Raw genomic sequence first — 13,735 nt, forward strand, 5'->3', positions numbered from 1 at the left:
TCGCGGTCTGGTGGTCGGGGGCCGGCGGTTCAGCGGGCGCGGTTGAGGCTCTGGAGGGCCGCCTTCAGCAGCAGGCCCACCTGGGGTGCGCCCTCGGCGGCCTCGGCCTGCGGGGCGACGGCGGAGACGGCCTCGTCGGCCTCGCGCGTCGCGTACCCGAGGCCGATCAGCGCGGCGTGCAGTTGGTCGCGCCAGCCGGTGCTGACCGGGGTGCCGATGCCGGTGCTCGTGCCGAGGGGCTCGCCGAGCCGGTCCTTGAGCTCCAGCAGGAGCTTCTGGGCTCCCCTCTTGCCGATGCCGGGTACGGCCGTGAGCGTCTTCTCGTCACCCGTGGCGATCGCGCGGCGCAGGGCGTCGGGCGAGTGCGTGGCGAGCATGGCCTGCGCGAGGCGTGGGCCGACACCGCTGGCGGTCTGGAGCAGCTCGAAGGTTCCGCGCTCGTCGTCGTCCGCGAAGCCGTACAGCGTCAGGGAGTCCTCGCGCACGACGAGGGAGGTGGCGAGCTTGGTCTGCTGTCCCATCCGGAGCCCGGAGAGCGTATTGGGCGAGCACTGGACGGCGATGCCGATGCCGCCGACCTCGACGACCGCGGAGTCCGGGGCGAGGGCGGCGACCGGGCCGCTGACGAAGGCGATCATGCGGTACGGCCTTTCGAAGCGTGGTGCGATGCGGGTTTCGACGCGTGCAGGGCGGCGGCCTGCTGGAGCCGGTTCTGCGCGACGGCCTGCTGGAGTCGGTTCTGCGCGGGGGCGCGCCAGATGTGACAGATGGCGAGGGCGAGGGCGTCCGCCGCGTCGGCGGGCCTGGGCGGCGCGTCGAGCCTGAGCAGCCTGGTGACCATGGCACCCACCTGGGCCTTGTCCGCGCGTCCGCTGCCGGTGACGGCGGCCTTGACCTCGCTCGGGGTGTGCAGGGCGACCGTCAGGCCGCGGCGGGCGGCGCAGAGCATGGCGACGGCGCTGGCCTGGGCGGTGCCCATCACCGTCCGCACGTTGTGCTGGCTGAACACCCGCTCCACGGCGACGACTTCGGGCTCGTACTCGTCGAGCCACTGCTCGATGCCCTGCTCGATGGCGACGAGGCGCAGGCCCAACTCGGCGTCCGCCGGAGTGCGTACGACCCCGACGCCGCGCATGGTCAGGGGTCGGCCCGCGACTCCTTCGACCACCCCGACACCGCATCGGGTCAGTCCCGGGTCAACGCCCAGCACCCGCACCCCGAACCCCCCTTTTACGGCTGAGCCGCCGCCGCTCTCGCGGGAGTGGCCGATCGCCGTCGTGGTTCCTCAATTGATGGTCGCGGTCCGCTGGACTGCGATCATCATCCGTCCTCGACAGGCTAACCGCTGCCACTGACAACGACGGCGGGCCGGCAGGACGTGTCCCGCGGGCCCGCCGAAATGAATCCTTGGCGGCTCAGGCGTCGACCTTGGCCATCACGTCGTCGCTCACGTCGAAGTTGGCGAAGACGTTCTGCACGTCGTCGCTGTCCTCCAGGGCGTCGATCAGCTTGAAGATCTTCCGGGCGCCCTCTTCGTCGAGCTCGACCTGCATGGTCGGGACGAAGTTGGCCTCGGCGGAGTCGTAGTCGACGCCGGCGTCCTGGAGGGCCGTGCGGACCGCGACCAGGTCGGTGGCCTCGGAGATGACCTCGAAGGACTCGCCCAGGTCGTTGACCTCTTCGGCACCCGCGTCGAGCACGGCACCCAGGACGTCGTCCTCGGTCAGCTCGCCCTTGGGGACGATGACGACGCCCTTGCGGTTGAAGAGGTACGAGACGGAGCCCGGGTCGGCCATGTTGCCGCCGTTGCGCGTCATGGCGACGCGGACGTCCGAGGCGGCGCGGTTGCGGTTGTCGGTGAGGCACTCGATGAGCACCGCGACACCGTTCGGCCCGTAACCCTCGTACATGATCGTCTCGTAGTCGGCGCCACCGGCCTCGAGACCGGCACCGCGCTTGACCGCGGAGTCGATGTTCTTGTTCGGGACAGAACTCTTCTTGGCCTTCTGAATGGCGTCGAACAGCGTCGGGTTGCCGCCCGGGTCGGCGCCACCGGTGCGGGCCGCGACCTCGATGTTCTTGATCATCTTCGCGAAGAGCTTGCCGCGCTTGGCGTCGATCACGGCCTTCTTGTGCTTCGTCGTAGCCCATTTAGAGTGGCCGGACATCTGCCTGTCTCCTTCGCGTAACCCATCCTGTACGAACTCCCCCAGACCTTGAGGATCTGGGGGACCCCCAGATCCTACAAGGACTCCGGTATCCGGTTCGCGCGCACCATGTCGACGAACAGGCCGTGCACGCGGTGGTCGCCGGTCAGTTCCGGGTGGAACGACGTGGCGAGCGCGGTGCCCTGACGTACGGCGACGATGTGACCCTCGTGCTCAGCGAGCACTTCGGCCGCGGCTCCCACGGACTCGACCCAGGGGGCGCGGATGAAGACGCCCTCTACAGGATCGCCCTCGACGCCCCGGACGTCGACCGCCGCCTCGAAGGACTCGTTCTGACGTCCGAAGGCGTTGCGGCGCACGATCATGTCGATGCCGCCGATCGTCTCCTGGCCCGAGCGCGGGTCGAGGATCTTGTCGGCGAGCATGATCATGCCCGCGCAGGTGCCGTAGACGGGCATGCCTGCGCGCACACGCGCGCGGAGGGGCTCCATCAGTCCGAAGAGGACGGCCAGCTTGGAGATGGTGGTGGACTCGCCGCCGGGGATGACCAGGCCGTCCACCTCGGCGAGCTCCTCGGGACGCCGCACCGGCCTGGCCACGGCGTCGGCCGCGGCCAGGGCGATGAGGTGCTCCCGTACGTCGCCCTGGAGTGCCAGGACGCCTACGACAGGTACGTCAGTCATGTACGTGATGCCTTTGTCCGGTCTCGTGTGTCCGGTCTCTTACCAGCCGCGGTTGGCGTAGCGCTCGGTCTCGGGGAGGGTGTCGCAGTTGATGCCGACCATGGCCTCGCCCAGGTTGCGGGAGGCGTCCGCGATGATCTTCGGGTCGTCGTAGAAGGTGGTCGCCTTCACGATGGCGGCGGCGCGCTTGGCCGGGTCGCCGGACTTGAAGATGCCGGAGCCCACGAAGACGCCCTCGGCACCGAGCTGACGCATGAGAGCGGCGTCGGCGGGGGTCGCGACACCACCGGCGGAGAACAGCACGACCGGGAGCTTGCCGAGCTCGGCGACCTCCTTGACCAGCTCGTACGGGGCGCGCAGGTCCTTGGCGGCGGCGTACAGCTCGTTGTTGTCGAAGCCGCGCAGACGGGCGATCTCGTTCTTGATCTGGCGCAGGTGACGGACGGCCTCGACGACGTTGCCGGTGCCCGCCTCGCCCTTGGAGCGGATCATGGCGGCGCCCTCGGCGATGCGGCGCAGGGCCTCGCCCAGGTTGGTCGCACCGCAGACGAAGGGGGTCGTGAAGGCCCACTTGTCGGAGTGGTTGACCTCGTCGGCCGGGGTGAGGACCTCGGACTCGTCGATGTAGTCGACGCCGAGGGACTGCAGGACCTGGGCCTCGACGAAGTGGCCGATGCGGGACTTGGCCATGACGGGGATGGAGACCGCGTCGATGATCTCCTCGATCATGTTCGGGTCCGACATACGGGCCACGCCGCCGTCCTTGCGGATGTCGGCGGGCACCCGCTCCAGGGCCATGACGGCCACGGCGCCGGCGTCCTCGGCGATCTTCGCCTGCTCGGCGTTGACCACGTCCATGATCACGCCGCCCTTGAGCTGCTCGGCCATTCCGCGCTTGACGCGGGCGGTGCCGGTTGCGGTGTTCTCGGCGGGCTGGGCGGTGTTGGAGAGCGTGCTGGACACGGGTTGACCTCACTCGGTGAAAGAGGATTTCTGCAGCACCGAGGAAACGTGAGTGGACCAGTCCACAGCAAGGGCCAATGGGGAGCCGGTGGATCCTTTTCGCCCCCGCCGCCCCTAGCCGACCCATCCCTGGGGGCTCCGCCCCCAAACCCCCGCATCGGCCTGAACGGCCTCGTCCTCAAGCGCCGGACAGGCTGAAAGATGCGCGCAGCGCCCCTTCAGTGGCGCGGAGAACTGCGCGACCGGCCCCCACCCGCCGTCGGCGAAAAGACAACGGGCGGGCGGGGATTCGGGGCGCGGCCCCGCCCGAGGGGTGCCGGGAACTGCGCGGCCCGACCCCACCGGCCCGCAGCCCCTGAGCAGCGTCCACCCGCGGCCGAAAGGGACCCCCGTCCTCAGGTCGTGGGGCGGTCCGCCAGCGCGGTGGGAGGCTCGTCGTCCATTTCGAAGGCCATGGGGAAGGGCGCGTGGCCGGCGAGGCGGAACCAGCGCACCTTGCGGTGGCGACGAAGAGCGCGGGCGGCACGTACCGCGTCGTTGTGGAACCGCCGAGCCATCGGCACCCGCCGCACCGCCTGCGCCAGCTCGGTCGCCGCCGCGTCCCCACCCGGCGCCTCCCGCACCGCCTCCACCTGCTGCACCTCTCCGAAGACGGCCCGCAGGGCCTGGCTGAGGTCGCTCTCGGCCACCTCGCGCTGCTCCTCCTCCGCCTGCCGCGCGGCATGCGCGGCCTCGTAGAGCACGATCGAGGCGGCGGGATCGAGCACCCCGGAGGTCGCCAACTCCTGGGCGACCGAGGCACGGCGCAACAACTGCGCGTCGAGCGCGGCACGGGCGGCGTCGATCCGGGCGTGCAGCCGGTCGAGACGCCCCGCGGTCCAGCTCAGGTAGAGGCCGATCGCGACAAGGCCGACGAGGATCCAGATGAGGGTTGCGGTCACGGGCGGCAAGGCTACCCGGGTGTGCTCACCCCTCTCCCACGTCCCAGGCGCAACGACAACCGCCGTGGCCGGTGGAGGAGTCGGGGGTGTTCTTCGACCGGGCGGCCACCCGGTAGCGGTTGCGGTACGAGGCGTGGCACGGGTACGAGCCCCGCGGATGACCCGGCCCCGGCGGCCGGGATCCGTCGCCGAGGTCTCGGCCGAGGTCCCGTAGGGCTCGGTGAAGGCGTCCGCGCACCACTTTCACACGTTGCCCGAAGTGTCGTACAGGCCGAAGCCGTTGGGCTCGTAGGAGTCCACCGGGACGGTTCCCGTACGGTCGCCGGGGCGGGTGCCGACCCGGGGGAAGTCGCGCTGCCAGGTGTTCACGCGCTTCTGGTCCCGCGGGTGCGCAGCACGCCTCTCCCCCGCCCGGCGTCGACGTGTCCCGCACGCTCAGTCCCGGGCCAGGCCGAACCTCGCCCGCAGCCCCGTCCGTTCGTCCGCGGCGACCGCCGCCGCACCGTCCGTCACCGTCTCGTAGACGGACAGGATGTCCGCGCCGACGGTCGACCAGTCGAAGCGCCGTACGTGGGCGCTGCCCCGCGCGCGGAGTTCGGCCCGGCGCTCGGGGTCGCCGAGCAGGCGCAGGGCCGCGGCGGCCAGGTCGTCCGCGTCCTCGTTGGCGAAGAGTTCACCGGCCGCGCCCTGGTCGAGGACCTGCGCGAACGCGTCGAGGTCGGAGGCCAGCACCGGAGCGCCCGCCGACATCGCCTCCACGAGGATGATGCCGAAGCTCTCGCCGCCGGTGTTGGGCGCCACGTACACGTCGACGCTGCGCAGGAGCCGGGCCTTGTCCTCGTCGCTGACCATGCCGAGGAACTCGACGCGCGAGCGCATCTCGGCGGGCAGGGACTCGACGGCCTCCTCCTCGTCACCGCGTCCGGCGACCAGGAGCCGGGTCCCCGGACGCTCGGCGAGGATCTTGGGCAGGGCCTTCATGAGGACGGGCAGGCCCTTGCGGGGCTCGTCGATGCGGCCGATGAAGCCGAGGGTGCCGCCCTGCCACTCGGGTTTGGGCTTGGCGCGGGCGAAGAAGTCGACGTCGACGCCGTTCGGGATGACGACCGCGTCGCCGCCCAGGTGCTCGACGAGGGTGCGGCGGGCGTACTCGCTCACCGCGATCCGCGCGCTGATCTTCTCCAGGGCCGCCTGGAGGATCGAGTACGCGGCGACCATGGCCCGGGAGCGCGGGTTGGAGGTGTGGAAGGTGGCGACGATGGGGCCCTGCGCGGCCCAGCACGCGAGCAGGCCGAGCGAGGGCGAGGCCGGCTCGTGGATGTGGATCACGTCGAAGGTGCCGTCGTGCAGCCAGCGCCGCACCCGGGCCGCCGACAGGAAGCCGAAGTTCAGGCGCGCCACGGAGCCGTTGTAGGGCACCGGGACCGCGCGGCCCGCCGAGACCACGTACGGCGGCAGCGGTGTCTCGTCGTCCGCGGGGGCGAGCACGGAGACCTCGTGTCCGCGGCGGATGAGGTGCTCGGCCAGGTCACGGATGTGGAACTGGACGCCGCCCGGCACGTCCCAGGAGTAGGGGCAGACGATGCCGATCCTCACGGAGTCCTCTTCTCGGAATCCTGCTGGGCGTTGTCAGGATCCTTGGTGTCAGGATTTCCGCTGTCGGAATCCCTGTTGTCGGGATTCTTCCCGGGATCGAGGTCCTTGAGCCACAAGCGCTGCAGCATGTGCCAGTCCTCCGGATGTTCGGCGATACCCGTGGCGAAGGCGTCGGCCAGCGCCTGTGTCATGACAGACGTCTTCTCGGCCCGGGTGCCTGTCTCGGGGACCTCGACGGGGGGATGCACACGGCCCTGCATCACGGGTGAGTCGTCGTACCAGAGCGTGACCGGCAGCAGGACGGCTCCGGTCTGCTGGGCGAGCAGCGCCGGGCCCGCGGGCATCCGGGTCGTCTCGCCGAAGAACTCCACCTCGACGCCCGAGGCCGACAGATCACGCTCGGCGACCAGGCAGATCAGACCGCCGTCCCGCAGCCGCCGGGCCAGCGTGCCGAACGCGGTGCCGCCGCTGTGCGGCAGGACCTCCATGCCCAGGCCCTCGCGATAGGCGACGAAGCGGTCGTACAGCGACTCCGGCTTGAGGCGCTCGGCGACGGTCGTGAACGGGGTCTCCAGCTTGGTGGTGACCCAGGCGCCGGCGAGGTCCCAGTTGCCCATGTGGGGCAGGGCCAGGATGACGCCCTTGTCGGAGGCGAGCCCGTCCGTCAGATGGTGCACGTCCTTGCAGTCGAAGCCCGTCCGCACGCGCTCCTTGCTCCAGGCGGGAAGGCGGAAGGACTCCATCCAGTAGCGCAGGTACGAGCGCATGCCCGCCCGGGAGAGCTCGGCGAGCCGCTCCGGGGTCGCGTCGGGCAGCACGCGCGCGTAGTTGCTCTCCAGCCGTTGTACGCCCTTGCCGCGCCGCTTCCAGGCGATGTCCGCGATGGTGCGGCCCAGGCGCACCGCGACCGGCTCCGGAAGCTTCTTGACGGTGCTCCAGCCGAGCGCGTACGCCCCGTCCACCAGCCTCTCCTGGAGACTGGTCACGACGTGGCCCCGCTGTTCTGCGCCGCGGCCGCGGCGTCCGCCTCCGCGGACTCCCGGCGCACCGTGACGACGCGCTGGATCAGCGTGACCAGGCTGCCGACGGCGACGATCCACAGCGCGACGGGCAGCAGCCACTGGATGCCGGGCACCCCGAACTTGTGCAGCCCCGCGAGGCCCGCCGCGACCAGGGAGATCACCAGGCGCTCGGCGCGCTCGACCAGGCCGTTCACGGCGACGGGCAGGCCGATCGACTCGCCACGGGCCTTGGTGTACGAGACCACCTGGCCGCTGGCCAGGCAGAAGATCGAGACGGCGCACAGGGCGTTGTTGTCGCCGCTGCCCGCGTACCAGAGCGCGAAACCGCCGAAGATCGCGCCGTCGGCGACCCGGTCGAGCGTGGAGTCCAGGAAGGCGCCCCAGCGGCTGGAGCGGCCGAGCTGGCGCGCCATGTTTCCGTCGACCAGGTCGGAGAAGACGAAGAGCGTGATGACGATCGTGCCCCAGAAGAACTCCCCCCGGGGGTAGAAGACCAGCGCGCCCGCCATGACTCCGGCCGTTCCCAGGAGGGTGACCGTGTCGGGGCTTACCCCCCGACGGATGAGAAACGCGGCGAACGGTGTGAGGACACGCGTGAAGAATGCACGCGCGTACTTGTTCAGCATGGCCTTCCCGAGGGTCGGTGTCGCCGCGCGGCCCCTGCTGGCCACCGGCTGGCCCATCGTAGCCACGCGCGCGCCGGTGCGACGGCCGGGCACCCGCACCCCGTGTCACGGTGGGATGGCGTCGATGTCACGGCGGGATCGCGTCCCCCGTATGGACGCACCGTGACGCGAGTGCAAAGCTCGAAGACACCGCGGGCGTCATCGGAGCCGCACCGCACGCGGATCCGGCCATGCCCGCGCCCAAAGAGACCTCACCGTGCACGGGAGGCAAGACCATGGGCGACAAGGCGAACGCACACCCCGGAGCCGCCGGCAGGGCTACAGCGGCCGACCACCCCGCGTCCGTACGGAATGTGGTGCTGGTCGGCCACAGCGGATCCGGCAAGACGACATTGGTGGAAGCTCTCGCGCTGACGGCGGGAGCAGTGAATCGGGCGGGCAGGGTGGAGGACGGCACCGCCGTCTCCGACTACGACGAGATCGAGCACCGGCAGCAGCGCTCGGTGCAGCTGTCCCTGGTACCCGTCGACTGGGACGGATACAAGATCAACATCATCGACACCCCCGGATACGCCGACTTCGTCGGGGAACTCAGGGCCGGTCTGCGCGCCGCGGACGCGGCCCTTTTCGTCGTCTCGGCCTCGGACGGGGTGGACGGCTCGACCCGGATGGTGTGGGAGGAGTGCGCGGCGGTCGGCATGCCGCGCGCCATCGTGATCACCCACCTCGAATCGGCGCGCGCCGACTTCGACGACATGACGCGGATCTGCGCCGAGGCCTTCGGCGCGGACGACCCCGACGCCGTACTGCCGCTGTACCTGCCGCTGCACGGCGCGGAGGGGCCCGACGGGCATGCCCCTGTCACCGGGCTGATCGGGCTCCTCACGCAGCGGCTGTTCGACTACTCCTCCGGGGAGCGCAAGGAGGCCGAGCCGGGACCGGAGCAGCTGCCGCTGATCGAGGAGGCGCGCAACCGGCTGATCGAGGGGATCATCGCCGAGAGCGAGGACGAGACCCTCATGGACCGCTACCTGGGCGGCGAGCAGATCGACGTCAAGACGCTCGTGCAGGACCTGGAGCGGGCCGTGGCGCGCGGGGCCTTCTTCCCGGTCCTGGCGGCCGCGCCCGCCGCCGAGGGCGCCCGCCAGGGTCTCGGCACCGTCGAGCTCCTGGAACTCGTCACAGGGGGCTTCCCGACCCCGCTGGAGCGCCCGGCGCCCACCGTGACGACACCGGAAGGGCAGGAACGCGAGGTCACGGCCTGCGATCCGAACGGGCCGCTGGTCGCGGAGGTCGTGAAGACGGCCAGCGACCCCTACGTGGGCCGGGTCTCCCTCGTCCGCGTCTTCTCGGGCACCCTGCGCCCCGACGAGACGGTGCACGTCTCCGGGCACGGGCTCGGCGACCGCGGGCACGAGGACCACGACGTCGACGAGCGCGTCGGCGCCCTGTCCGCGCCGTTCGGCAAACAGCAGCGCTCCCTGACGCACTGCATCGCGGGCGACCTGGCCTGCGTGGCGAAGCTCAACCGGGCCGAGACCGGTGACACGCTCTCGGCCAAGGACGACCCGCTGCTGATGGAGCCCTGGCAGATGCCGGACCCGCTGCTGCCGCTCGCCATCCAGGCACACAGCAAGGCCGACGAGGACAAGCTCTCGCAGGGCCTGGGCCGGCTGGTCGCCGAGGACCCCACCATGCGCCTGGAACAGAACCAGAACACCCACCAGGTCGTTCTGTGGTGCCTGGGCGAGGCCCACGCCGACGTCGCCCTGGAGCGGCTGCGCAACCGGTACGGCGTCCAGGTCGACGTGGTCCCGCACAAGGTCTCCCTGCGGGAGACGTTCGCGGACAGGGCCGCGGGGCGCGGCCGCCATGTGAAGCAGTCCGGCGGGCACGGGCAGTACGCGATCTGCGAGATCGAGGTCGAACCCCTCCCGAACGGCTCGGGAATCGAGTTCGTGGACAAGGTCGTCGGCGGGGCCGTGCCCCGGCAGTTCATCCCCTCCGTCGAGAAGGGGGTGCGGGCCCAGGCCGCCAAGGGCGTGGTCGCGGGCTATCCCCTCATCGACGTACGGATCACCCTGCTCGACGGCAAGGCGCACTCCGTCGACTCCTCCGACGCGGCGTTCCAGACCGCGGGCGCGCTCGCCCTGCGTGAGGCGGCCGCCGACACCAGGATCCATCTGCTGGAGCCGGTGGCCGAGGTGACGGTCCTGGTCGGCGACGAGTACGTGGGCGCCGTGATGAGCGACCTGTCGGGGCGGCGCGGCCGGGTGGTCGGCACCGAGCAGGCGGGCGGCGGACGCACGCTCGTACGGGCCGAGGTCCCGGAGATCGAGATCGGACGGTACGCCGTGGATCTGCGCTCCCTCTCGCACGGCACCGCACGCTTCAACCGCACCTACGCACGGCACGAGCCGATGCCGTCGCAGATCGCCGAAAGGATGCGCGAACAGGCCGAGAACGCCTGACGGTTCGGTTCCTCTCACCCTCGGCGGGCGGCTTCGGCCGTCCGCCGACGAATGTCGGTCGCGGCCGATACTCTGGGAACTGATCAAGACGATGACCTGATCAACAGGTGTGCGGGGCAGGGAAGTCGGGAAAGTCGCAGGAGCGGGTGCGGCGGCGATGGGGGCGGAAGTGGCGTTCGACGGTTTCGATTTCACTCCCGGGGCGCAGGTGCCGCTCTCGGGTTCGGCTGGACAGACGGCGGCGACCTTCGCCCTGGCCTCGGCGGCGTACCGGGACAGCGATGTCGGCGAGATCCTCAAGGCGAACAACCAGTGGCACGAGTCCACCGTCAGCTCGGGCCGCAAGTGGGCCACGATCTTCAGGCCCAACCTCGGCGAGGCCTTCGGGCGGGCGGTGGTGGACCGCATGCTGGGCGCCGGCCGCAAGCCCCTCATCCAGTCCTTCGGCACCGAGCCGCAGGTCGTCGTCGAGCACTGCCTCGCGGCGAACCGCATCCGCCGGGAGCGGGACAACTGGCTGTCGGCCGTCATGGTGCTGTGTGGTGTGCTGTTCCTGCCCGGGCTGCTGGTGTGGCTGCTGGTCTTCCAGCTCCGGTCCATGATCGCCAAGCAGACGAACAAGCGCGCCGGCGCCCTCGGCACCACGCTCCTGGTCGCCTTCGGCGCCCTCGCCGTGGTCTTCCTCGTCCGCATGCCCTTCACCGGCTTCTGGGCCTGGTACGCGCGTGCGTCGGTGGTCCTCCCGGTGATCGGCTGGCTCTGGGCCAAGCAGATCTGCGAACGGACCGCCAAGGACCTGCGCGCGCGCTGGGACAGCCTGCTGTCCGGAGGTGGCCTCGGTGCCAAGATCCCGGAGGCGGTGCCCGGCAGTCCGGGCGAGACGGCGGCCGAGCGGCTGCGCCAGGCCCTGGCCGCCCTCAGCGCCGAGCAGCAGTCCAACTCGGTGTTCTACGCCGGGCCCAAGGGCATACTCGGCATGGGCACCCGCTGGGGCAGCTGGCAGCTCGCCGAGGACCTCGTCCCCAAGGACCCGGACAAGGAGATCCACCCCTTCCGCAGCTGGGACGTCGTCCGCAACATCCACGACAAGCTCCGCATGTTGGAGCGCGGCCCGCTCAACACCGGTGGTTTCCCGACCCCTTCGATCAAGCACTGGATCGTCTCGCCGATCGGTGAGAACGCCAAGGAGGTGTCCCGGCCGGGCGGCACGGACGTCGAGGCGTACACGATCAAGAGCCACGCCATACAGGACATCTGCAACAAGCAGCAGTTCGGCAGCGGCCAGCGGCACTACCTCGGCGTGCAGTGGACACTGTGGGACGGCCAGTTGATCATCACCATGCTGATCACCGTGACCGTGCTGCACGAGACGCTGCGCATCGAGATCACCGGGCACGCCCTGGGTCCCGTGAACTCCCTGTTCACCAGCAAGCCCGAGGCCCCGACGAAGGAAGTCGCCAAGGCGGTCAAGTTCTGGGAGACCCGCAAGGTGAAGCTGCCGCTGGTCACCACGGACGAGGTCGTACGTCTCACCGCGCGCGCCCCGCTCACCGGGTACCCGCCGCTACTCAACTGGCTCGGCGGCAAGCTGACGCTGCCCGAGCCGTTCGGCCTACGGCACGCGTGGGCCGACCAGCCCTGGCGGCACCGCTTCATGGCCGACGACGCGCTGCGGGCGGCCACGCCGGTGCTGCGTGTCGTGCACGCGGCGGCGATCAAGGTGCTGGACGAGAACGGGGTCGACACGGAGAAGTTCGGCAACCGGTCGGCGTTCCTCAGCACGGCGGTGCAGGACCCGTCGCCCCGGAAGGCCGACCTCTACGACGCGTGAAGCCCCCGGCGGAGAGGCGGGATGGGCCGGTGCGCACAGTGACGGTCGTCGGGGGCCGATCGCGCAGTTCCCCGCGCCCCTGAAGGGGCGCGCCGAAGGGGCGCCTGTTGGCAGGCGCCCCGTTCGAGCTAATGCGTCGGCCAGGCCTCTGCCAGCATCTTGCGGGTGTCGGCCAGGAGCTGCGGGAGCACCTTGGTGTGGCCGACGACCGGCATGAAGTTGGTGTCGCCACCCCAGCGGGGGACGATGTGCTGGTGGAGATGGGCGGCGATGCCCGCGCCCGCCACCGTGCCCTGGTTCATGCCGATGTTGAAACCGTGCGCGCCCGAGGCGGTGCGCAGCGCGGTCATCGCCTGCTTGGTCAGCTCGCCGAGCTCGGCGGTCTCCGGGTCGGTCAGATCGGTGTAGTCCGCGACATGGCGGTAGGGCACGACCATGAGGTGGCCGCCGTTGTACGGGTACAGGTTGAGCACCGCGTACACCTGCTCACCGCGCCTCACGATGAGCCCGTCCTCGTCGGACTTGGCGGGGATCGAGCAGAACGGACAGCCGTCGTCGGCCCCCGGGCCGGTGGGCTTGTTCTCGCCCTGGATGTAAGCCATCCGGTGGGGCGTCCACAAGCGCTGGAACGCGTCCTGCGTCCCCACTCCGATCTGCTGCTCCGGCTCACTCGTCATGTGGTGCAGCATATTGCTTCGCCCGTTCGCGGCGTGTCGGCGGGGCTCCCGCGAATGCTCGCCGGGCCAAGCTGGGCCGATGGACGACGACAGCCGACAGGCCCGGTGGGAACGGCGCACCGAGGTCCCGCTCAGCCTGGCCTCGGCGTTGTTTCTCGCCGCGTACGCCGTCCTGGTCCTCGGGCACACGCTGCCCGCCGTCTGGCGGCAGGCCTGTGTGGCGGCGATGCTGGCCGCCTGGGCGCTGTTCGGCGTCGACTACGCGGTGCGCTGGAGCCTGAGCGGACAGCGCCTCGGCTTCGTCCGCGCGCACCCGGTGGACACCGTGGCGCTCCTGCTGCCGCTGCTGCGTCCGCTGCGCATCGTCAAGGTCTACGAGGCCGTACAGCGTCATCGTGGAGAGCCCCGTCTCTCCCTGCACGCGCGCGTGGTCTTCTACGCGGGGTTGTCGTCCGCGCTGCTCGGCTTCGCGGGCTCCCTCGCCGTCTACCAGCAGGAGCGCGGGGCGCCGGGAGCCTCGATCCGGACGTTCGGGGACTCGGTGTGGTGGACCTGCACCACCCTCACGACGGTGGGGTACGGGGACGTGGTGCCGGTGACCCCGATGGGGCGCACGATCGCGTCGGTGCTGATGGTGTGCGGTCTGGCGCTGCTCGGCGCGGTGACCGGCTCGTTCTCGTCCTGGCTGCTCCAGGTGTTCGCGCGCGAGGACGAGAGCGACGGGAACAGGGGTGAGAAAAGGCCCCCGGGGAGCTGA

General features: G+C 70.7%; 14 protein-coding genes. 3 read left to right on the forward strand and 11 right to left on the reverse strand.

The window, feature by feature from the left end; all coding sequences use genetic code 11:
- Window positions 1-29 precede the first annotated feature (29 nt).
- The 10 genes from ruvA to pgsA all read right to left on the reverse strand — a co-directional run bounded on the left by ruvA (window position 30) and on the right by pgsA (window position 8,056).
- Window positions 30-638 (reverse strand): Holliday junction branch migration protein RuvA, encoded by a 609-nt coding sequence (gene ruvA, locus FNV62_RS12680; RefSeq protein WP_144315229.1) that lies wholly within the window; start codon window positions 636-638, stop codon window positions 30-32.
- Entirely contained in the window at window positions 635-1,216 is a 582-nt protein-coding gene (ruvC, locus tag FNV62_RS12685) for a crossover junction endodeoxyribonuclease RuvC (protein WP_067365911.1), read from the reverse strand. The genes ruvA and ruvC overlap by 4 nt, the downstream gene beginning before the upstream one ends.
- Window positions 1,217-1,415: 199 nt before the next feature.
- Entirely contained in the window at window positions 1,416-2,168 is a 753-nt protein-coding gene (locus FNV62_RS12690) for a YebC/PmpR family DNA-binding transcriptional regulator (RefSeq protein ID WP_054233944.1), read from the reverse strand.
- A 74-nt stretch (window positions 2,169-2,242) separates the two neighbouring features.
- A complete protein-coding gene (gene pdxT / locus FNV62_RS12695) occupies window positions 2,243-2,851 on the reverse strand; it encodes a pyridoxal 5'-phosphate synthase glutaminase subunit PdxT (protein WP_054233943.1) in 609 nt (202 codons plus the stop codon).
- Between the two features lie 39 nt (window positions 2,852-2,890).
- Window positions 2,891-3,814, reverse strand: a complete 924-nt coding sequence (gene pdxS, locus FNV62_RS12700; protein WP_054233942.1) for a pyridoxal 5'-phosphate synthase lyase subunit PdxS — start codon at window positions 3,812-3,814, stop codon at window positions 2,891-2,893.
- A 395-nt stretch (window positions 3,815-4,209) separates the two neighbouring features.
- Window positions 4,210-4,755 carry a hypothetical protein gene (locus FNV62_RS12705; RefSeq protein WP_054233941.1) on the reverse strand — a complete coding sequence of 182 codons (546 nt, stop codon included), beginning with the start codon at window positions 4,753-4,755 and terminating at the stop codon, window positions 4,210-4,212.
- Window positions 4,756-4,998: 243 nt separating this feature from the next.
- Entirely contained in the window at window positions 4,999-5,124 is a 126-nt protein-coding gene (locus FNV62_RS57550; protein WP_313905005.1) for an SUMF1/EgtB/PvdO family nonheme iron enzyme, read from the reverse strand.
- Window positions 5,125-5,190: 66 nt separating this feature from the next.
- Entirely contained in the window at window positions 5,191-6,351 is a 1,161-nt protein-coding gene (locus tag FNV62_RS12715; protein WP_054233940.1) for a glycosyltransferase family 4 protein, read from the reverse strand.
- Window positions 6,348-7,337 (reverse strand): phosphatidylinositol mannoside acyltransferase, encoded by a 990-nt coding sequence (locus FNV62_RS12720; RefSeq protein ID WP_225900249.1) that lies wholly within the window; start codon window positions 7,335-7,337, stop codon window positions 6,348-6,350. The genes FNV62_RS12715 and FNV62_RS12720 overlap by 4 nt, the downstream gene beginning before the upstream one ends.
- Window positions 7,334-8,056 (reverse strand): phosphatidylinositol phosphate synthase, encoded by a 723-nt coding sequence (pgsA, locus tag FNV62_RS12725; RefSeq protein ID WP_075027572.1) that lies wholly within the window; start codon window positions 8,054-8,056, stop codon window positions 7,334-7,336. The genes FNV62_RS12720 and pgsA overlap by 4 nt, the downstream gene beginning before the upstream one ends.
- Before the next feature lie 218 nt (window positions 8,057-8,274).
- Here pgsA and FNV62_RS12730 point away from each other — a divergent pair, with 218 nt between their 5' ends.
- Window positions 8,275-10,470, forward strand: coding sequence for an elongation factor G-like protein EF-G2 (locus FNV62_RS12730; RefSeq protein ID WP_097283912.1), 2,196 nt, complete (start codon window positions 8,275-8,277; stop codon window positions 10,468-10,470).
- Window positions 10,471-10,627: 157 nt separating this feature from the next.
- Entirely contained in the window at window positions 10,628-12,301 is a 1,674-nt protein-coding gene (locus tag FNV62_RS12735; RefSeq protein WP_054233937.1) for a hypothetical protein, read from the forward strand.
- A gap of 128 nt (window positions 12,302-12,429) precedes the next feature.
- On the opposite strand, the gene FNV62_RS12740 is transcribed toward FNV62_RS12735, so the two are convergent.
- Window positions 12,430-12,990, reverse strand: a complete 561-nt coding sequence (locus FNV62_RS12740) for an HIT family protein (RefSeq protein WP_095855764.1) — start codon at window positions 12,988-12,990, stop codon at window positions 12,430-12,432.
- A gap of 67 nt (window positions 12,991-13,057) precedes the next feature.
- Between FNV62_RS12740 and FNV62_RS12745 the strand changes: the two genes are divergently transcribed.
- Window positions 13,058-13,735, forward strand: coding sequence for a potassium channel family protein (locus tag FNV62_RS12745; RefSeq protein ID WP_097283913.1), 678 nt, complete (start codon window positions 13,058-13,060; stop codon window positions 13,733-13,735).

This window comes from Streptomyces sp. RLB3-17 (assembly GCF_007113425.2).
Classification (GTDB): Bacteria; Actinomycetota; Actinomycetes; order Streptomycetales; family Streptomycetaceae; genus Streptomyces; species Streptomyces mirabilis_D.

What these genes read in the sequence shown, in the direction of transcription:
- FNV62_RS12735 (WP_054233937.1), top strand. Translation starts at nt 10,628, where the DNA reads ATGGGGGCGGAAGTGGCGTTCGACGGTTTCGATTTCACTCCCGGGGCG.
- FNV62_RS12740 (WP_095855764.1), bottom strand. Translation starts at nt 12,990, where the DNA reads ATGCTGCACCACATGACGAGTGAGCCGGAGCAGCAGATCGGAGTGGGG.
- FNV62_RS12745 (WP_097283913.1), top strand. Translation starts at nt 13,058, where the DNA reads ATGGACGACGACAGCCGACAGGCCCGGTGGGAACGGCGCACCGAGGTC.
- pdxT (WP_054233943.1), bottom strand. Translation starts at nt 2,851, where the DNA reads ATGACTGACGTACCTGTCGTAGGCGTCCTGGCACTCCAGGGCGACGTA.
- ruvA (WP_144315229.1), bottom strand. Translation starts at nt 638, where the DNA reads ATGATCGCCTTCGTCAGCGGCCCGGTCGCCGCCCTCGCCCCGGACTCC.
- FNV62_RS12730 (WP_097283912.1), top strand. Translation starts at nt 8,275, where the DNA reads ATGGGCGACAAGGCGAACGCACACCCCGGAGCCGCCGGCAGGGCTACA.
- pgsA (WP_075027572.1), bottom strand. Translation starts at nt 8,056, where the DNA reads ATGGGCCAGCCGGTGGCCAGCAGGGGCCGCGCGGCGACACCGACCCTC.
- FNV62_RS12690 (WP_054233944.1), bottom strand. Translation starts at nt 2,168, where the DNA reads ATGTCCGGCCACTCTAAATGGGCTACGACGAAGCACAAGAAGGCCGTG.